Annotated in this window: 16 protein-coding genes and 4 pseudogenes; 16 read left to right on the forward strand and 4 right to left on the reverse strand. The window is 33.2% G+C overall.

What is annotated here, in order from left to right:
- Positions 1–31 precede the first annotated feature (31 nt).
- The 13 genes and pseudogenes from yidD to CIGNP103_RS08235 all read left to right on the forward strand — a co-directional run bounded on the left by yidD (position 32) and on the right by CIGNP103_RS08235 (position 14,094).
- Positions 32–373, forward strand: a complete 342-nt coding sequence (yidD, locus tag CIGNP103_RS07550; protein WP_086224852.1) for a membrane protein insertion efficiency factor YidD — start codon at positions 32–34, stop codon at positions 371–373.
- A complete protein-coding gene (gene yidC / locus CIGNP103_RS07555) occupies positions 367–1,938 on the forward strand; it encodes a membrane protein insertase YidC (protein WP_086268872.1) in 1,572 nt (523 codons plus the stop codon). The genes yidD and yidC overlap by 7 nt, the downstream gene beginning before the upstream one ends.
- Positions 1,934–2,839: a Jag N-terminal domain-containing protein gene (locus CIGNP103_RS07560; RefSeq protein ID WP_086235969.1), complete on the forward strand. Its 906-nt coding sequence runs from the start codon at positions 1,934–1,936 to the stop codon at positions 2,837–2,839. The genes yidC and CIGNP103_RS07560 overlap by 5 nt, the downstream gene beginning before the upstream one ends.
- On the forward strand, positions 2,836–4,146 hold the full coding sequence (mnmE, locus tag CIGNP103_RS07565; protein WP_086268873.1) for a tRNA uridine-5-carboxymethylaminomethyl(34) synthesis GTPase MnmE: 1,311 nt from the start codon (positions 2,836–2,838) through the stop codon (positions 4,144–4,146). Before CIGNP103_RS07560 ends, mnmE begins: the two co-directional genes overlap by 4 nt.
- 18 nt (positions 4,147–4,164) lie before the next feature.
- On the forward strand, positions 4,165–6,360 hold the full coding sequence (gene purL, locus CIGNP103_RS07570) for a phosphoribosylformylglycinamidine synthase subunit PurL (RefSeq protein WP_086268874.1): 2,196 nt from the start codon (positions 4,165–4,167) through the stop codon (positions 6,358–6,360).
- A gap of 2 nt (positions 6,361–6,362) precedes the next feature.
- Positions 6,363–7,082, forward strand: coding sequence for a DnaJ domain-containing protein (locus tag CIGNP103_RS07575; RefSeq protein ID WP_086268875.1), 720 nt, complete (start codon positions 6,363–6,365; stop codon positions 7,080–7,082).
- A gap of 9 nt (positions 7,083–7,091) precedes the next feature.
- Positions 7,092–8,624 (forward strand): bifunctional phosphoribosylaminoimidazolecarboxamide formyltransferase/IMP cyclohydrolase, encoded by a 1,533-nt coding sequence (gene purH / locus CIGNP103_RS07580; RefSeq protein WP_086268876.1) that lies wholly within the window; start codon positions 7,092–7,094, stop codon positions 8,622–8,624.
- Positions 8,625–9,268: 644 nt separating this feature from the next.
- Positions 9,269–9,478, forward strand: a pseudogene (locus CIGNP103_RS08485) (HAMP domain-containing protein); the annotation flags it as partial.
- 60 nt (positions 9,479–9,538) lie between these two features.
- A complete protein-coding gene (locus CIGNP103_RS08490; RefSeq protein WP_439098222.1) occupies positions 9,539–10,333 on the forward strand; it encodes a methyl-accepting chemotaxis protein in 795 nt (264 codons plus the stop codon).
- 123 nt (positions 10,334–10,456) lie between these two features.
- The gene (locus tag CIGNP103_RS07590; protein ID WP_086224845.1) at positions 10,457–10,861 is read left to right on the forward strand and encodes an acyl-CoA thioesterase; all 405 of its coding nucleotides are present in this window, start codon (positions 10,457–10,459) and stop codon (positions 10,859–10,861) included.
- A 432-nt stretch (positions 10,862–11,293) separates the two neighbouring features.
- Positions 11,294–12,457: pseudogene (locus CIGNP103_RS07595) on the forward strand (DarT ssDNA thymidine ADP-ribosyltransferase family protein); the annotation flags it as partial.
- A pseudogene (locus tag CIGNP103_RS07600) lies at positions 12,458–12,946 on the forward strand (BspA family leucine-rich repeat surface protein).
- A gap of 29 nt (positions 12,947–12,975) precedes the next feature.
- On the forward strand, positions 12,976–14,094 hold the full coding sequence (locus tag CIGNP103_RS08235) for a BspA family leucine-rich repeat surface protein (RefSeq protein WP_086268880.1): 1,119 nt from the start codon (positions 12,976–12,978) through the stop codon (positions 14,092–14,094).
- 132 nt (positions 14,095–14,226) lie between these two features.
- Here CIGNP103_RS08235 and dmeF read toward each other — a convergent pair whose 3' ends face one another.
- Positions 14,227–15,132: a CDF family Co(II)/Ni(II) efflux transporter DmeF gene (gene dmeF, locus CIGNP103_RS07610; protein WP_086268881.1), complete on the reverse strand. Its 906-nt coding sequence runs from the start codon at positions 15,130–15,132 to the stop codon at positions 14,227–14,229.
- A 70-nt stretch (positions 15,133–15,202) separates the two neighbouring features.
- Between dmeF and CIGNP103_RS07615 the strand changes: the two genes are divergently transcribed.
- Positions 15,203–15,475 carry a metal/formaldehyde-sensitive transcriptional repressor gene (locus CIGNP103_RS07615; RefSeq protein ID WP_086224842.1) on the forward strand — a complete coding sequence of 91 codons (273 nt, stop codon included), beginning with the start codon at positions 15,203–15,205 and terminating at the stop codon, positions 15,473–15,475.
- A 42-nt stretch (positions 15,476–15,517) separates the two neighbouring features.
- Here CIGNP103_RS07615 and CIGNP103_RS08045 read toward each other — a convergent pair.
- Together CIGNP103_RS08045 and CIGNP103_RS07620 are read right to left on the reverse strand one after the other, a co-directional pair.
- Positions 15,518–15,736 (reverse strand): annotated as a pseudogene (locus CIGNP103_RS08045) (D-amino acid aminotransferase); the annotation flags it as partial.
- A gap of 8 nt (positions 15,737–15,744) precedes the next feature.
- Positions 15,745–16,437 (reverse strand): uracil-DNA glycosylase family protein, encoded by a 693-nt coding sequence (locus tag CIGNP103_RS07620; RefSeq protein WP_086233735.1) that lies wholly within the window; start codon positions 16,435–16,437, stop codon positions 15,745–15,747.
- Positions 16,438–16,527: 90 nt separating this feature from the next.
- Between CIGNP103_RS07620 and CIGNP103_RS08180 the strand changes: the two genes are divergently transcribed.
- Positions 16,528–16,686, forward strand: a complete 159-nt coding sequence (locus CIGNP103_RS08180) for a hypothetical protein (protein WP_180381810.1) — start codon at positions 16,528–16,530, stop codon at positions 16,684–16,686.
- Between the two features lie 122 nt (positions 16,687–16,808).
- On the opposite strand, the gene CIGNP103_RS07625 is transcribed toward CIGNP103_RS08180, so the two are convergent.
- Complete coding sequence (locus tag CIGNP103_RS07625; RefSeq protein WP_086268882.1) at positions 16,809–17,681, reverse strand: D-amino acid aminotransferase; 873 nt, start codon at positions 17,679–17,681, stop codon at positions 16,809–16,811.
- A gap of 93 nt (positions 17,682–17,774) precedes the next feature.
- On the opposite strand from CIGNP103_RS07625, the gene CIGNP103_RS07630 reads away from it, so the two are divergent.
- A complete protein-coding gene (locus CIGNP103_RS07630; protein ID WP_086224839.1) occupies positions 17,775–18,287 on the forward strand; it encodes a hypothetical protein in 513 nt (170 codons plus the stop codon).
- The last annotated feature ends 23 nt before the right edge of the window (positions 18,288–18,310 follow it).

Below are 18,310 nucleotides of genomic sequence, written 5' to 3' on the forward strand. Positions count from 1 at the left end.
ATTTTGATTGCAAATTTATAGGCGCAAATTAATGAAAATTGCTACTAGTTTGGTTATTTTTTATAAAAAATATATCTCACCATTATTGCCAAGGTCGTGCAGATACTATCCTAGTTGTTCTGAGTATGCTCTTTGGCAGCTTAGCCACAGCGGGATAGTCGCCTCTATTTTTGCCATTAGCCTTAGAATTCTGCGATGCAATCAACTCTTTAGAGGTGGCATAGATTATCCTATTATTAAGCGAAAATTTACGCCCTCTTATCTATTTTTAAAGCAGAGTTATGTAGAGCCAAAATTTTGGCTTATTCGGCATAAAAAAGATAAATTTTATTTAATAAAAGCATTTGACTTATCAAAGGAAAAGAAGTGTTAGATAAACTCTCAACCCAAAAAAGGCTGATAATAGCCACAGTTATATCTGTCTTATTTTTTATAGCTTATGATGCGTTGTTTGCCCCAAAGCCGTTAATTGATACAAATAAAACAGTAGAACAAAATCAAAGCGCACCAGCTACTAATTTAGCTAACTCTACGACAGATAAAGCAGCTATTGCGCCAAAACAAATTAGTAAAAATATCGCCACAATTGAAGGTGCAACTTATAGCGCTACAATTGATGAGCTTGGAAGAATTAGCAACTTTACACTAAAGGATTCTAAATTTAAAAATGAAAATGGTGAACAAATTTCACTTTTAAAACCTAGCTCGCCACTTCCGCTCGAGATTCGTTTCTCAGATACAGCTATAAATGAAAAAGCCTTTAAGGTTGCTTATACTGTAAGTAGTGATAAAATTGATGCTACTAAGTCCCCAGCCAATATTACTCTTACACAAAATTTAGATTCATTTAGTGTAGTGAAAAATTTAACTTTTCACCCAGATGGATCATATGATATTGATGTTAAGGTAAACTCAAATCACGAGTATTTTATCACTGCTGGATTTCGTCCAATTGTAGCAGTAGATGGATATACAGTTCATGGGGTTTTATTACGCAAAGAAGATGATAGTTTAGAGATTATAGAAGATGGTGATGCTAAGGGGAATGAAATATTTAGAAGTGTTGATCTTTTAGCAAATAGTGATAGATACTATACAACTCTATTTTATGATAATAAAAGATCAATGGAGATCTTTATTCAAAATGATGCTGATGAGAATACCTTAAGCTTTGCTAGAAATATTGGAAATTTTAGCGCTAAAGGCTATATTGGGCCAAAAGATTATAAAACTTTAAAAGCTATTGAACCAAGTTTAGTTGATACTATTGAGTATGGTTGGTTTACATTTATTGCTAAACCTGCATTTTTATTACTTGATTGGCTATACTCGTTTATAGGTAACTGGGGCTTTGCTATTGTTGCGCTCACTATTATTATTCGTATAGTTTTATTCCCGTTAACATATAAGGGAATGGTATCAATGAATAAACTAAAAGAGTTAGCTCCAAGAATGAAAGAGATCCAAACTAAATATAAAGGAGATCCTCAAAAAATCAACGCCCATGTAATGGAATTATATAGAAAGCATGGAGCAAACCCAATGGGCGGATGTTTGCCGATTTTAATTCAAATTCCAATTTTCTTTGCTATTTATAGGGTTTTATTAAATGCTATTGAGTTAAAAGGAGCTGAATGGATATTATGGATTAACGACCTTGCAGAGCTTGATCCATATTTTATTTTACCTATACTTATGGGTATTACGATGTATATTCAGCAACACATCACTCCAACAAATTTTACCGATCCAATGCAAGAGAAGATTATGAAATTTCTACCGCTGATATTTACATTTTTCTTTATTACATTCCCAGCTGGTTTAACGCTTTATTGGTTTATCAACAATCTATGTTCTATAGCACAACAAATGGTAGTAAATAAAATATTTGCTCGTCATAAAGCTCAAGAGATAGCGGAGAAACGCCATGAGCATTAGGATAGAAGCTAAGGATTTAGAGGCTGCTTATATAAAAGCAGCCAGCCAACTTGGATGCTCTACTATAAATTTAGAAATTACTCCGATTAAACCATCTAGAAAAGGCTTTTTTGGTTTTTTTCAAAAAGATGGACTTTTTGAAGTTGTAGTTAAAAAAGAGGCTGAAAAAAAGGCTAAAAAATCAAAACCAGAGCGCAGTGAAAGAGAGATAAAAGAGCTAAAACATCATACCCCAAAACCATTAAAGGCTGAAACTAGCAATAAAAGTGAAGATAAATCTGAGCTAAAATCTCAATCAGAACCAAAACTTCAATCTGAGCTAAAAACTGAAAATAGGGTCGAAGTAAGATCGTCTAAAGAACCAATAGCCAAAAAACCAGTACTAAATATCGACCACTCTATATTTGATTCATTTCATAAAATAGATGAAAACAAACCTTCTCAAGATGATATTTTATTAGAAATTAGAGCAGGACTTGATAAATTACTTATAGCAAGTTCATTTGATATTGAAGTAAGTGAACTCTCAATTTATGATGCTGATACTATATATATCAAACTTGATGGAGCTGATGCAGCGCTAATGATAGGTAAGGAGGGCTATAGATATAAGGCGATTTCATATTTATTATTTAATTGGATAAATGCTAGATACAATAAAGGAATTCGCTTAGAGATAGCTGAATTTTTAAAAAATCAAGAGAGTAGTATGGCAACATATTTAAGCGGTGTAATCGAAAGAGTAGAGCTGATTGGAAAGGCTCAAACTAAGCCACTTGATGGTGTTCTTGTTAAGATTGCTTTAGAACAGCTTAGAGATAGATTCCCAGATAAATATGTCGGAATTAAAAATAGCGATGAAGGTAAATTTATCGTTATAAATGACTTTCATAAAAAATGAATATTGTAGCACTTGCGACTCCGTATGGAGTAGGAGCAATCTCGATTATAAGACTTAGCGGCAAAGATGCTCTAAGCATTGCTGATAAAATATGTGGCAGTTTAACGCCTAGAGTTGCGCATCTAAAAGAGTTAAAAGATAGAGATGGCAATGTCTTAGATGAGGCTATTGTTATATATTTTAAGGCTCCATTTAGTTTTACTGGTGAAGATGTTGTGGAGTTTCAAACTCATGGTGGCGTAGTTGTAGCAAATTTAATTATAGATGAAATTTTAGCTTATGGAGCTAGAGTAGCTGACCCTGGAGAATTTAGTAAACGAGCACTACTAAATGGTAAAATCGATTTAGCTAAGGCTGAGAGTATTCAAGGATTGATAAATGCTAGAAGCGAGGGTGCGGCTAAAATTTTAGCTAGAGTTATGAGTGGTGAGCTTGGTTTATTTTGCGATACTTTGCGTGATGAATTAATTTCAACTCTAGCTTATACTGAGACTTGTATTGATTATGCTGATGATGACTTGCCAGCTGATATAATGGAGCAAATTAAGCTAAAATTAAAAGAAGTATCATTAAAACTAGATCACATAATCTCAATTTCAAATTCCAAAAAAGGCTTAATTGATGGCTATAAAGTAGCTATTATTGGTTGCCCAAATGTAGGTAAAAGCTCAATTTTAAATTCACTTTTAAATTATGAACGCGCTATAATTAGCGATACTCCTGGTACTACTCGTGATACTATTGAAGAGCAGATAAAAATAGGCACTCATTTAGTACGCATTATCGATACTGCTGGTATTAGGCATAGTGATCATGATATAGAAAATATAGGAATAGAGTATTCTAAAAGAGCTGCTAATAGCGCTGATATAATTATTTGTGTATTTGATAGCTCAAGAGTTAGTAATAGTGAAGATATAGCTATTTTAGATTTTATCAATAGTTTAAATAAAAAGGTGATTTTTGTATTGAATAAATCTGATTTGGAATTTAAATTTGATCTTGATATTGATGGGATTTTGCTTAGTGCAAAAGATGAATGCTCAGCTTTAAAATTTGCACTTGAGAGATATTTAAACTCACAAGATACAAATGAGATAATGCTAAGCTCAAATCGCCAAATAAAAGCATGCCAAGATGCTAAAAATGCAATTGATAGAGCAACTGAGCTTTTAGATGAGTCAGTGTTGGAGCTATTTGCTTATGAGATAAATAGAGCCATAAAAGAGATAGGAAGCATTACAAAACCACTTCAAAATTCTGAAATTTTAGATAAAATGTTTAGCAGTTTTTGTCTAGGAAAATAAATTTAAAAGGGGAAACATATGGATAAAAAAACGATACAAGCGCATAAAATTAGCGATGATGAATATAAGAAGATATTAGAGATTTTAGGGCGTGAGCCAAATTTACTTGAGCTTGGTGTATTTTCTGCAATGTGGAGTGAGCATTGTAGCTATAAATCATCTAAAAAATATTTAAATGGCTTTCCTACTAAAGCCCCATGGGTTCTTCAAGGTCCAGGCGAGAATGCTGGAGTGATTGATTGCGGTGATGGTATGGCTGCTGTATTTAAGATGGAAAGCCACAATCACCCAAGTTTTATTGAGCCGTTTGCTGGTGCTGCTACAGGAGTTGGCGGTATTTTTAGAGATATCTTTACGATGGGTGCTAGGGTTGAGGCTAGTATGAACTCTTTAAGATTTGGGCAGGTTCGTGGAGATGATAAAACTAATCGCCATCAACGCTACTTAGTAAAAGGTGTAGTATCTGGTATTAGCCATTATGGCAACTGCATGGGTGTGCCAACTGTAGGTGGTGAAACTACATTTGATGAGAGTTTTAATGGTAATATTTTAGTTAATGCTTTTGGTCTTGGAATTTGTAAAAGTGATGAGATATTTTACGCAAAAGCCGAAGGTGTAGGAAATCCAGTAATGTATGTTGGGTCAAAAACAGGTAGAGATGGCCTTGGCGGTGCTGTGATGTCAAGCGATAGCTTTAATGAAGAAAATAAATCTCTACGCCCAACCGTTCAAGTAGGCGACCCATTTGCTGAAAAGCTTCTTATGGAGGCATGCTTAGAATTATTTAAGTGCGATTATATTGTAGGAATTCAAGATATGGGAGCAGCTGGTCTTACTTCAAGTAGTTTTGAAATGGCAGGCAGAAGCGGTAGCGGTATGAGAATGTATCTAGATAAAGTTCCTATGCGTGAGAGTGGAATGACTCCATATGAGCTAATGCTTAGTGAATCACAAGAAAGAATGCTAATCTGTGCTAAAAAAGGGTGCGAAGATAAGATAAAAGCAATCTTTGCTAAATGGGATTTAGATGCTGAGATTATCGGAGAGGTAACTGATACTGGCGTGATGGAGTTATATTGGCATGGAGAGTTAGCTGGTAGTGTGCCTATTGCTCCACTTAGCGAGGCTGCTCCTATGCTAGATCGCCCAACTAGCAGACCAAAATATCTTGATGAAATTGCAAAAATTAATTTAGATAATATGCCAAATATTAGTAATCAAGAAGCATTTGAGCTATTAATAAGAGATTTAAATGTGGCAAATAAAAGCCTAATATATGATCAATATGATTCAACTGTAGGTACAAATGTAATTAAAAAAGCTGGCAAACTAGGTGCTGCTGTGATGAGAATAAAAGAAAATGGCAAATCAATTGCTATGGGTATGGAGTGTAATACTAGATATAATTATGTAAATCCAAGAATTGGCGCTGCTGCAGCTGTTGCAACAAGTGGTAGAAAAGTGGCTATGAGTGGAGCTACTCCACTAGCTATTACAGATTGTCTAAACTATGGAAATCCACAAAATCCTGAAGTTATGTGGCAGTTCGCACAAGGTTGTGAAGGGATTAAAGAGGCTTGTGCTGCGCTTAATACTCCAGTAGTTAGTGGTAATGTAAGCTTGTATAATGAAACTGATGGTATTAGCATTCAGCCAACTCCAAGTATTGTAACTGTAGGTGTAGGTGATGATGCTAATAAAAGCTTAGATAGTGAATTTAGTGGTACTGATGTGAGTGTTTATTTGCTTGGTAAAACTACTGGTGAGTTTGCTGGATCACTATATATGAAAGCTATAGCGAATCTATGTGCTGGAGAGCTAAAGGAGATTGATTATAAGGCAGAAAGAGCACTTTGGGATTTAGTAATTGAGGCTAATAAAAATGGAGTTTTAGCTTTTGCCAATAGTGTAGGAGTAGGTGGTATTGCTATAACTCTAGCTAAGATGGCAGCAGTTAGCTCTATTGGTTTTAGTGGAGAGATTAAATTTGATGATGGTCGCTTTGTATTTGATGAGAGTTTTTCTAGAGCAGTAGTAGGTGTTAAAGATGCTATTAAATTTGAAGAGCTAGCTAAAAAATATGGAGTTGAGTTTATTAAAATTGGCTTAAGTGGTGGTGATGAGTTTATTCTTAATGATATTAAAATGGACTTAAAAGAGCTGCAAAATATCTATTTTAGCGAGTTTGCTGCTGTTATTAAAAGTGAAGATTGATAGTGAATATATTTTTAATCTTAATTGGGCTTGTCGTTGCATTTTGGTTACTTAGTCGAGGGTTTGCTAATTCAAACTCTAAAAAACAAAGCCTTCAAGAACTTCAATATGATGATGCTAAATATCTTATAATGCTTACTGCAAAAGTCGCCAAAAGCGATGGAGTAGTAAGCAAAGATGAGGCTAATTATATATCACTTTTATTAGATGATATATGCTTAAAGCTTGGAGATGTTAATGTTAGAGATGATTTAAAAGAGCTATATACCTGGCATAAAGATAGCCATAGCTCAGCTTATGCTATTGCTAAAGAGTATAAGCAAAAGATGAGGTTTAGCCAAAAAATCTGGATAAATCGTATAATATTTTTTATGAATTTAGCCTATATTGATGGTGAATTTAATGGCAATGAAAAGGCAATACTACAAGAGATTTGCGATGGATTTGGCTTGCATAAGAGTATTGTAGAGGATCTTTTTGCTCATTTTGAGGCTGAATTTAAAAATTTATCTAAAGAAAATACTAATATTGATCCATATGAAGTTTTAGGGCTTTCAAAAGATGCTAGTTTTGAAGAGATTAAGGCTAGTTATCGTAGATTATCTAGAGAGTATCATCCTGATTTTACGATGGATAAAAGTGATGAGATAATTACTCAAGCAACTAAAAAAATGCAACAAATAAATGAAGCATATGATATGTTAAAAGCGAAATTTAAATAAGGAGCGTAGATGAGAGCATTAATTAGCGTTAGTGATAAAAGCGGTATAGTTGAGTTTGCTTTAGGACTTGAGGCTTTAGGTTTTGAGATTTTAAGTACAGGTGGTACATATAAAACGCTAAAAGATAATGGTATTAAAGTTATAGAAGTTAGCGAATTTACTGCTAGTCCTGAGATGTTTGAAGGTAGAATCAAAACACTTCACCCAAAAATCCATGGAGGAATCTTACATAAAAGAGATAATGCTAGTCATGTAGAACAAGCTAGTAAGCACGATATTAAAGGTATTGATTTAGTATGTGTAAATTTATATCCATTTAAAGAGACTACAATCCGTACAGATGATTTTGAAGAGATTATTGAAAATATTGATATTGGTGGCCCTACTATGGTAAGAAGTGCGGCTAAAAATTTCAAAGATGTCTTAATAGTTACTGATATGAATGACTACGATAAGGTACTTAATGCTATTAGAAATGATAGTGCTAGTTATGAGTTTAGACGCGATTTAATGATTAAAGCATATGAACATACTGCAGCATATGATTCTATGATAGCTAACTATATGAATGAGAGATTTAATGGCGGATTTGGTGCTAAAAGATTTATAACTGGTTCAAAAGTATTTGATACAAGATATGGTGAAAATCCTCATCAAAAAGGTGCTGCATATGAGTTTGATAGCTTTTTAAGTTTAAATTTTACTCAGTTAAAGGGTGAAGCAAGTTTTAATAATATGACAGATATAAACTCAGCTGTAGCTATCGCTTCGGCATTTGGCGATGCTCCAGCAGTTGCTATTTGCAAACATGCTAATCCGTGTGGTTTTGCTATTGGAGAAAATGAGCTTGATAGCTATATAAAAGCTCTTAAATGCGATCCTATTAGTGCATTTGGCGGAGTAGTAGCGATAAATGGTACGCTTACAAAGGAGCTAGCTCTTAAAACTAAAGAGATATTTATAGAGGTTATAATCGCTGCTAATGTAGAAGATGGTGTTTTAGAACTTTATAGTGATAAAAAACGCACTAAAATCTTTACACAAAACAATAAATTCCTAGTAACATCTGGCTATAAATGGGATTTTAAACATATTGATGGTGGATTTGTATTCCAAGAAAAAGATAATCTAAGTGATAGTGAGGTAGATAACGCTAAGCAAGTTACTACAAAAGCAGCAAATCCAGATGAGATAAACGACCTTAAAATTGCATGGAAAATTGCAGCTTTAACTAAGTCAAACTGCGTTGTATATGTCAAAGATAGCACTCTTTTAGCTATTGGAATGGGGATGACTAGCAGGGTGGATGCGGCTCGTGCTGCAGTAGCTAAAGCTAATGATATGGGTATAGATCTAAAAGGTTGCGCATTAGCTAGTGAGGCATTTTTTCCATTTGCTGATAGTATAGAGATAGCAGCAAGTGTTGGCGTTGCAAATGTGATTCAACCAGGTGGTTCAATTCGTGATGAAGATGTAATAGAAGCAGCTAATAAAGCTGGAATGAGTATGTATTTTACAGGCATTAGACACTTCTTGCATTAATTTAATTTGGGTCAAATTCGACCCAAGTTTGCCTATTTTAGGCGAAAATTATCTTATTAAACTTCTAGTAAGAGTTAAAGATGTATAATTTCGTTATATTTTATTCAAGGTGAGACAAAATGATTAATACCATAGGTAAGAAAATAGTTCTCAGTATTATTGCTGTGCTATTTATTAGCTTTGTAGTTATGCAGTTTATTATCATAGCTCAATTTAACAGTTCATCTACACAAATTACTAAAGATAGTTTAAATATGCTTAGTTCGTCGATTTTTCAAACAGTTCAGACTGCTATGAATACAGGCGACCCACAAATTATAGAAAAATCAGTTCATGATGCAAGTTTAATTAAAGGCGTAGCATCTTTAAATATTTATCGTTCTGATGTTGTATCTGAAGGGTTTGGATTAGATAAGGTGGCGCCTAAGGATAATATTATCAAAGAGCAATTTATAAATCCAAAAAATTATACAGAGACTATCAAAACCAAAGATAACCATCAATTAAGATTAGTTACTCCGATTATTGCTAAGAGCGAATGTTTGGCTTGTCATGCTTTATCTAAAGAAAATGATGTTTTAGGCGTGATGGATTTATCATACTCATTAAATGCTATGGATAAAGATTTACGAGATAAGAGTGTTATGTTCTTTTTAATCTTTACTATTTCACTTATTTTAACTGCTATTATTGTTTTGGTTGTACTTCGCAAGGTTGTTATTGCTCCAGTGTTGGAGTTATTAAACCGTGCCAAGGATTTAAGTAGTGGCGATGGCGATTTAAGTGCTAGAATTTCAGTTAAAAGTAGCGATGAGATTGGTCAGACTTGCCAGCATATTAATGTATTTATAGAGAAAATTCAAGACATAGTCAAAAAAGCTCAAAATAGTGCTAAGAGTGTAGAGAATGAGACAATGACGCTAAATGACAACGCCTCAATACTCCTAAATAGCACAGAAGCAGGAAAAGCTCAAGCCAAAGAGTCATACGCAATTAGTAAAAGCATATCCGATGAGTTAGAGATATCAACTGACAAATCAAGCAAAGCAGCCGGCGCTAATAAACAATCTTATGATGAGCTAGAAGAGATGATACACTCTCTTAACGAAGTTGTAACTCATCTAAATGAAGCAAATGCTAAAGAACAAGAGATAGCACAAAAAACAATAAGCGTAGTTAGCCAAACCGAAGATATGAAAAAGGTATTAGATATCATAGGCGATATAGCTGATCAAACAAATTTACTTGCTTTAAATGCAGCTATAGAGGCGGCTCGTGCCGGAGAGATGGGAAGGGGGTTTGCCGTAGTGGCAGAAGAGGTTAGAATCTTAGCTGAAAAGACCAATGAATCCTTAAGCGGTATAAACTCTAATGCTCAAAATATGATAGAATCTACTAGGGAGTTAGGTGCTTCGCTTAATGAAAACGCTAAAAATATTGCACTTATTAGCACAAGTGCAAATGAGTTAATGGATAGAGCTAGATCAACCCAAAAAGCTACAAGCGAATCTATGCAGATAGTTCAAGAGGTATCATCGATGGCTATAGAGATTAATAAAAAGATAAAGACTCTACTAGATCAGTCTGAAAGCTCTGTAGAAGCATTTGATAATAATGCTAAAATTGCACATCAAGTCTTAGAAGTATCAACTAGTCTAAAAGATGTATCTACCAGATTAGAAGATGATCTAAATAAATTCAAAACCTAATTCTAGCTACCCAAGCGGTGGCTAGAATTATAGCTTTTTTTTAACTTAAATTTAATTATAATTAATAATTCAAAGTTACAATTTCAATTTCAATTTCAATTTAAAAATATTAAGGATTTGATAATGAAAAATATGGGCGAACCAAGGATAAAAATCGTCGCTATGCCAAGCGATACAAATCCAGCTGGAAATATATTTGGTGGATGGATTCTTTCTCAAATTGACCTTGCTGGGGCTATAGCTGCTAGAGAGTTAGCGCCTATAAGAGTTGTAACAATCTCGATGAAAGAGGTAATTTTCAAAGAACCAGTATTTATTGGTGATATTGTTAGTTGCTATGCAAAAATAACTCAAGTAGGTCAAACTTCAATAACAACAGTGGTAAAAGTAGTCGTACAAAGATTAAATTCGCAAGGATTTTGTGAGTGTGTTCCAGTTACAACTGCTGAAGTAACTTATGTTAGCGTAGATGAAAAAGGCAACAAAAAACCAATAGATAGCGATTTAAAGCGATTACACGGATTTTGATTAATAGGCTAAATTTGAGATTTTAGGTACTCAAATTTGGCTTTAAATTTATTATTATTTACTCTGCATTTTATTGCAAATAGGTGAAATTTGCCACTATCTTAATTAGATTAAATGAATTGATATTTTGTAAAAAGTATGTTTGTATAAATTTAACTTATTTTAAGAAAAAAGATATTTTTTTGGTAGATAAATAGTAATGCAAGTAGCACAAAAGATAAACAATGTCATTTATCAGTGCTACAAAATAAGAGCAAAGCTAGATTGTTTTTTGTAGAAGTTAGATTGTAGCTAAATTAGTTTTTGCTATATCTGTAAAAATTTTCATTTGCTTTAAAATAAATTCACCGCTAAATTATCCAGCTAAATTTAAACTTATAAAGATATAATATAGCTATCAAAATACTATATTTATATTCCAAAGGCAGGCAAATGGCAATTTTCCAAGTAACTAACACAATTAGCGTCCTAGAAAAGCTCCCACTCAAAAATGGCTACATCTATTATATTACCAATCTTGATAATTTAAGTGATATAATGAGCCACGGCATTAGCGCTATCTCCACTGACCCAAAGCGCTCCCACGCTGAGCCGATATATGGCAAGGCAATTAGTGAATATGTAAGCTTATATTTCAACCCACGCAACGCCACCTTATACTCAGCACAAAAGAGCTACAGAAGCAAGGTTATAATCCTACAAATTCACAAAACTGCTCTACTAGCTGATGGAGTGATATTTACTAACGCTAGTGCCACTGCTGCTAGATATGAATGTGCAAATGAGCTTAGCGACTTGCTAAATACGCAGTTTATCAGCTGGAGTGAGGTGATGTCAAAAGACTGGAACCACGCCGATAGATCCATCAAACAATCTAAAATAGATAAAATGATGGCTGAGGCACTTGTGCCTACGCATTTGTCAATTGATATGATAGATGGTATCATCTGTCAAGATAGCTCTATAGCTAAGAGTATTGCTAGTGATTACAACATTACAGCTGTAGCGGATATGGAGTATTTCTTTCCTATTAAGCTATATGCACCACAAAGCAAAGATGAGCTAAAGGGCTTAATTTATGATGAAGATATATATTTAGGCGATATAGATACTAGCGCTATAACTGATATGAGTGAGTTGTTTGCTTGGAGTGGGCGTGAAGATTTTAGCGGTATTGAGAATTGGGATGTAAGCAGTGTGACTAATATGAGTGGAATGTTTGCTGGTCGCGAAAATTTCAATCAACCACTTGATAGCTGGGATGTAAGTAGTGTAGCTAATATGAGTTGGATGTTTAGTGGTTGCAATAATTTCAATCAACCACTTGATAGCTGGAAAGACAAACTATCTCAAGAGTTGATTGATAAGCTGCCACTAAGATGTTTTGTAGAGAGAAAAATAGTAAATAATAAAACACGATACTATCCAAAAACAAGAGATGAATTAAGAAGTTTGATAGTAGCAGAAAGTGTAAATTTAGGTGATATAGATACTGGCGCTATAACTGATATGAGTGAGTTATTTTATAAGATTGAGCGTAAAGATTTTAGTGGTATAGAGAGCTGGGATGTAAGCAGTGTAACTAATATGAGTGAGATGTTTGCTTATTGCAATAATTTCAGTCAACCACTTAATAATTGGGATGTAAGCAGTGTAACTGATATGAGTGGGATGTTTATAAATTGCTATAATTTTAATTAACCACTTAATAACTGGGATGTAAGTAGTGTAGCTAATATGAGTGAGATGTTTGCTTATTGCAAAAATTTCAATCAACCACTTAATAACTGGGATGTAAGTAGTGTAGCTAATATGAGTGAGATGTTTGCTTATTGCAAAAATTTCAATCAACCACTTAATAACTGGAGAGATAAACCATCTCAAAAGTTGATTGATGAACTACCACTAATATGTTTTGTAGAGAGAAAGATAGTAAATAATAAAACACGATACTATCCAAAAACAAAAGATGAATTAAGAAGTTTAGTAAGAGCAGAAAGTTTAAATTTAGGCGATATAGATACTAGCGCTATAACTGATATGAGTTATTTTATGAGAGTGAGCGTAAAGATTTTAGCGGTATAGAGAGCTGGGATGTAAGCAGTGTAACTGATATGAGTAGGATGTTTTCTGGTTGCAAAAATTTCAATCAACCACTTGATAGTTGGAAAGACAAGCTATCTCAAAAGTTGATTGATCAACTACCACTAAGATGTTTTGTAGAGAGAAAAATAGTAAATAATAAAACACGATACTATCCAAAAACAAGAGATGAATTAAGAAGTTTAGTAAGAGCAGAAAGTTTAAATTTAGGCGATATAGATATTAGTGCTATAACTGATATGAGTGAGTTATTTTATGAGAGTGGGCGTGAAGATTTTAGCGGTATAGAGAGCTGGGATGTAAGCAGTGTAACTAATATGAGTTGGATGTTTGCTGGTTGCGAAAATTTTAATCAACTGCTTGATAACTGGGATGTAAGCAGTGTAACTGATATGAGAGGGATGTTTGCTGGTTGCTATGATTTCAATCAATCACTTAATAACTGGGATGTAAGCAGTGTAACTGATATGGGTGAGATGTTTGCTGGTTGCTATGATTTCAATCAATCACTTAATAACTGGGATGTAAGCAGTGTAACTGATATGAGTGGGATGTTTAAAGGTTGCGAAAATTTTAATCAACCACTTAATAACTGGGATGTAAGCAGTGTAGCTAATATGAGTGAGATGTTTATAAATTGCTATAATTTCAATCAACCACTTAATAACTGGGATGTAAGCAGTGTAACTGATATGAGTGATATGTTTAAAGGTTGCGAAAATTTTAATCAACCACTTAATAACTGGGATGTAAGCAGTGTAACTAATATGAGTGGCATGTTTGGCGATGTAATCAATAATTGGAGTGATATGTTTAAAGGTTGCACAAATTTCAATCAACCACTTGATAACTGGAATGTATTTAATGTAACTGATATGAGTTATATGTTTGCTGGTTGCAAAAATTTCAATCAACCACTTGATAACTGGAATGTAAGCAGTGTAGTTAATATGATTAGGATGTTTGCTGGTTGCGAAAATTTTAATCAACCGCTTAATAGCTGGGATGTAAGTAGTGTAACTAAAATGAGTGGGATATTTGATGATTGCAAAATCAATGATGAGAATAAGCCTAAATTTACTAATATGTATGATTTGATGGAAAAAGATGAAGATGAGATACCATTTTAAAGCTACTTGCTTTGGTCTAATTATTAAAGCTTAGCAAACACTAGTAAATAATATAATAGATAAAATTTTGTTCATATTTTCTCCTTGTTATTAAAATTAAGAATAATTTTACCCCCTATACTTAAAAAATACTTAATATGGATATATTTCCACTATTATATGAACTAGCTCTTCGTGCTTTGATAGCTCTTTTTTGATAAGATTTATATCAATTGGATTAATGGAATTTAGAGAGATTATACAAGTATATTTGTCATTTGCTACTTTTAGAAGGTGTAGATCTTTGATTTCTATATCACTTCTAAATAGGCGTAAAATATCTACCACTTCGCTAGCTATTGGCTCATTCATATTAGCATCAAGTAGTATTTTGCCAGATTGTTTTAATAGCCCTATAGCCCACACTAATACCAAAATAGCACCAATAACCCCCATAAGTGGATCTAAAAAATCAGCTCCAAAAAGCAGCCCAAATCCCAAAGCCACAATAGCCAAAATAGAAGTAAGCGCATCAGTAAGGACATGTATATAAGCAGCTTTTAAATTCAAATCATCGTGATGATGATGGTGATTATGATTATGATCGTGGCTAGACCTTAATAGCCAAGCACAGATTAAATTCACCATAAGTCCGATAATAGCTATCAAAATCGCCTCTTTATATGCTATGGATTCTGGATTTATAAACTTTAAAATAGAGTGATAAATCATCAAAAACGCAATCACTAAAAGCGACAAGGCACTAGTGTAACTAGCTAGAATTTCCATCTTATAAGTACCAAAACTAAATCTAGCATCGCTTTTATATCTATTTGACATAATATAAGCAAAATACGCTAGTCCAAGTGCTAATGCGTGAGAGCTCATATGCCAACCATCGGCTAGTAACGCCATAGAGTTAAAGTATATACCGCCTATAATTTCAGCTATCATCATAGATATTGTGATTATCATCGCATATAGCGTGTTTTTCTTGGCGGTAAGATTAGCTGAGTGAAAATTGTGATTATATGAAAAATTTAAAATATTATTACTCATATTTAATCCTTTTTAAAAAATATTATGATACTATACCCCAGTATAACTTATAAAAAGATAAAGGAAAATTATGGCTCACATAGTAGCAAATAAAGATAAGCTTCTTTTGCGTATTAAAAAGATAAAAGGGCAAATTTCAGCTTTAGAAAAGGCCTTAGAAGATGAGAAAGATTGCTTTAAAGTACTTCAGCAAATTAGTGCCGCAAGAGGTGCTATCACATCTTTGATGGCAGAAGTCTTGGATGGGCATATCAAAGAGCATCTTGGAAATAGCGTTAGCCAAGAGCAAAGAGAGCAAGAGATAGCAAATTTAACTTCGCTTTTAAAGAGTTTTTTTAAATAATTTTTAAAGGGTAAAATAGTCTATTTCACCCTTCAAATTCTCTTATATCATTTTAGCTTGAGCTTTTAAAATCTCTTTATATAGCCCTCTAAGTTTAATTGTATATTCTCCGATTTTGCCGCCATTTATCGCCTTACCATCGGCTTTTATCACAGGCAATAATATTATAGTCGCAGCACTTATGAAGCACTCATCTGCGTTATAGACTTCATCCATGCTAAATTTACGCTCTTGTATTTGTAAGCCAATTTGCTTGGCTAAGAATTTTGCTATTTATATATTTTAGCTCTTAAAAATTCTACTATTTTATTTTTCAAATCACCACTTATATTTAAATATCTTGGATGATAGGTTCTAAATGATTTTATATTCTCAAAACCTTTTAATTCAAACTCGCATAGCTGATTTTCTTCTGCTATTTTTGCTATTTCTAAGTTATCTTTCTTTTTTCCGCCAAGATAATCTTCTATTATAAAATCATAGCTAGGACCAGAAAGAAAAATTATAATCTTTGGTTCTATAATTTCAATTTCTTTTTTTATAATTTCAGCACTTCCTTTAAGTATTTCTTCAAGTATTTTTTTGTTAGGACATTCTAAAATGCTTCTGTTACCATTGCTATTATAATCCATTTTTGAAAGATTATTCCAAACATAAACACCATTTTCATCGCCAAGCCATTTTCTAAAACATTGCCAAAATGGTGTATTTGATCGCAGATTATCATTTAGAAATTTAGAGTATATCTCAATTAGTTCATCAATATTTTTTATGCCATTATACCAAGTATTTGTTTCTTGCCCAAAAATCATAACATCAGTATTTATATTGTTAGTTTTCGCCAAATCTATAAGCAATGGGTTTCCATATTGACCTATATCATCACCAACTTTGTCTTTTACACTATTAAAAAAAGGTTTATAAAGCTCGTTTAGCTTATTTTGTTTTTCTTGTAATGTCATTTTAGCTCCTTAAAAAAGATTTGTAATTTTACCATAATTTTAAAAAATATAACCAAAAGCGTTCGTACTTTTGCGTTAGAATTCCAAAAAATGATAAAAAATGAGAAATACTCACCAAAAACAAAAGATGAGCTAATAGAGCTTGTAAATAATATAAATTTGATTTTAAGCTATATAAATACTAGCAGTGTAACTGATATGAGTAGTATGTTTTATGGTTGCAAAATCAATGATGAGATACCATTTTAAAGCTACTTGCTTTGGTCTATTTATTAAAGCTTAGCAAACGCTATAGTATTAGCTTTGCTAGGCTTGAGTGATTTAAATCTTGTTCATTCTTTATAATGAGAAATTGGCAATTGTGCTATTTATCAACTTATATTAGCCTCTAGTTTCAAAGCCCTTTTATAAAGTTCTCTAAGTTTAATTGTATATTCTCCGATTTTGCCGCCATTTATCGCCTTACCATCGGCTTTTATCACAGGCAATAATATTATAGTCGCAGCACTTATGAAGCACTCATCTGCGTTATAGACTTCATCCATGCTAAATTTACGCTCTTGTATTTGTAAGCCAATTTGCTTAGCTAAGTTTAATAGTCTATTGCGTCTAATTCCAGGTAGAATCTCATTAGATAGCGGTTTGGTGATAAGTGCACCATCTTTTATGATAAAAGCACTGCTACTACCAGCCTCAGTTACATAGCCATCTTCGACCATAAAGCACTCATCGGCTCCAGCTATCGTAGCTTGATTTTTGGCGTAGCATTGACCTAGCAAGGATATGGACTTGATATCTCGTCGCTTCCACCTTATATCAGGTGTTGAAATGATGGTAATACCGCTTTTTGCTGCTGGATGCTCTAGCACACTATCACTAAAAGCAAAGGCCATAATCGTTGGTTTAACTCCCTTTACAAAGCTAAAATCTCTTGGTGCTACACCACGGGTGATTTGGATATATAAGCCACCTTCTTTAAGTGAGTTTATCTCTATTAGATTGTTTAATATACTCTCAAATTCATCATTTGTATAGGGTAAATTTAAGCTAATCTCATTTAAGCTTCTTTGAAATCTATCCCAAAATCCATCTTTTTCTACTATAATTGAGTTTATCACTGGCACAACCTCATAAATCCCATCCCCAAAGATAAATCCACGATCAAATATGCTTATTTTCGCACTATCTTTATCTACAAATTCACCATTTAAAAAGACCTTTTGCATAGATATCAATGCCGCCATTTTGGCTCCTTTTTTAAATTTAAGCTATTTTATCAGATTTTGACTAATTTTTAGATATAATAACATACCAAAAATTATTTAAAAAGTATGAAAATGATAGAGAAAATTAAGCAATTTATGTTTAAAAATTTATTTGTAGTGTCTAAGCAGCCGGTGCTTTTTCGTGATCTTTTAGAGGCGAATTGTCTGTATAATGAGGGCATGCTAATTGATCCTGCTAAGTTAAATTTCCGTTATAGAAATCGCAGATTTTATGCTATTTATGCTCTTCTTTGCTTTATTGTTTTGACGCTTTTTGTCTGGATACTTCATATTTTGTTTAGTAAATTTGAAGCTGATTTGCATATATCTGTTATTATTACAGTGATTTTAACTGCTTGCGTGTTTATCGGGTTTGATTATTTTAGAGTTTGGACTAGGAGACTCATTAGCCTTGAGCTGATTCGTGCGGCTTGGAGGGTTCATTTTCCATATTTTCCATATGAGAAATACTCTCAAAAAATTGAGATAATCTACAATGAGGCTATAAAGCTTGAAATTCCACGCAAAGATTTAGAAAAATATGTCTTAGATAGATTAGTTCATGGCATATCATCTGATAAGTAGATCGCTTTGAGCAATTATCCTAT

This window comes from Campylobacter sp. P0103 (assembly GCF_002139545.1).
Classification (GTDB): domain Bacteria; phylum Campylobacterota; class Campylobacteria; order Campylobacterales; family Campylobacteraceae; genus Campylobacter; species Campylobacter devanensis.

Coding starts and splice junctions, on each gene's coding strand:
- CIGNP103_RS07590 (WP_086224845.1), top strand. CDS start 10,457: ATGAAAAATATGGGCGAACCAAGGATAAAAATCGTCGCTATGCCAAGC.
- CIGNP103_RS07630 (WP_086224839.1), top strand. CDS start 17,775: ATGATAGAGAAAATTAAGCAATTTATGTTTAAAAATTTATTTGTAGTG.
- CIGNP103_RS07615 (WP_086224842.1), top strand. CDS start 15,203: ATGGCTCACATAGTAGCAAATAAAGATAAGCTTCTTTTGCGTATTAAA.
- CIGNP103_RS07625 (WP_086268882.1), bottom strand. CDS start 17,681: ATGGCGGCATTGATATCTATGCAAAAGGTCTTTTTAAATGGTGAATTT.
- dmeF (WP_086268881.1), bottom strand. CDS start 15,132: ATGAGTAATAATATTTTAAATTTTTCATATAATCACAATTTTCACTCA.
- CIGNP103_RS08490 (WP_439098222.1), top strand. CDS start 9,539: ATGACGCTAAATGACAACGCCTCAATACTCCTAAATAGCACAGAAGCA.
- CIGNP103_RS08180 (WP_180381810.1), top strand. CDS start 16,528: ATGATAAAAAATGAGAAATACTCACCAAAAACAAAAGATGAGCTAATA.
- purH (WP_086268876.1), top strand. CDS start 7,092: ATGAGAGCATTAATTAGCGTTAGTGATAAAAGCGGTATAGTTGAGTTT.
- CIGNP103_RS08235 (WP_086268880.1), top strand. CDS start 12,976: ATGAGTAGGATGTTTTCTGGTTGCAAAAATTTCAATCAACCACTTGAT.
- mnmE (WP_086268873.1), top strand. CDS start 2,836: ATGAATATTGTAGCACTTGCGACTCCGTATGGAGTAGGAGCAATCTCG.
- CIGNP103_RS07620 (WP_086233735.1), bottom strand. CDS start 16,437: ATGACATTACAAGAAAAACAAAATAAGCTAAACGAGCTTTATAAACCT.
- purL (WP_086268874.1), top strand. CDS start 4,165: ATGGATAAAAAAACGATACAAGCGCATAAAATTAGCGATGATGAATAT.
- yidD (WP_086224852.1), top strand. CDS start 32: ATGAAAATTGCTACTAGTTTGGTTATTTTTTATAAAAAATATATCTCA.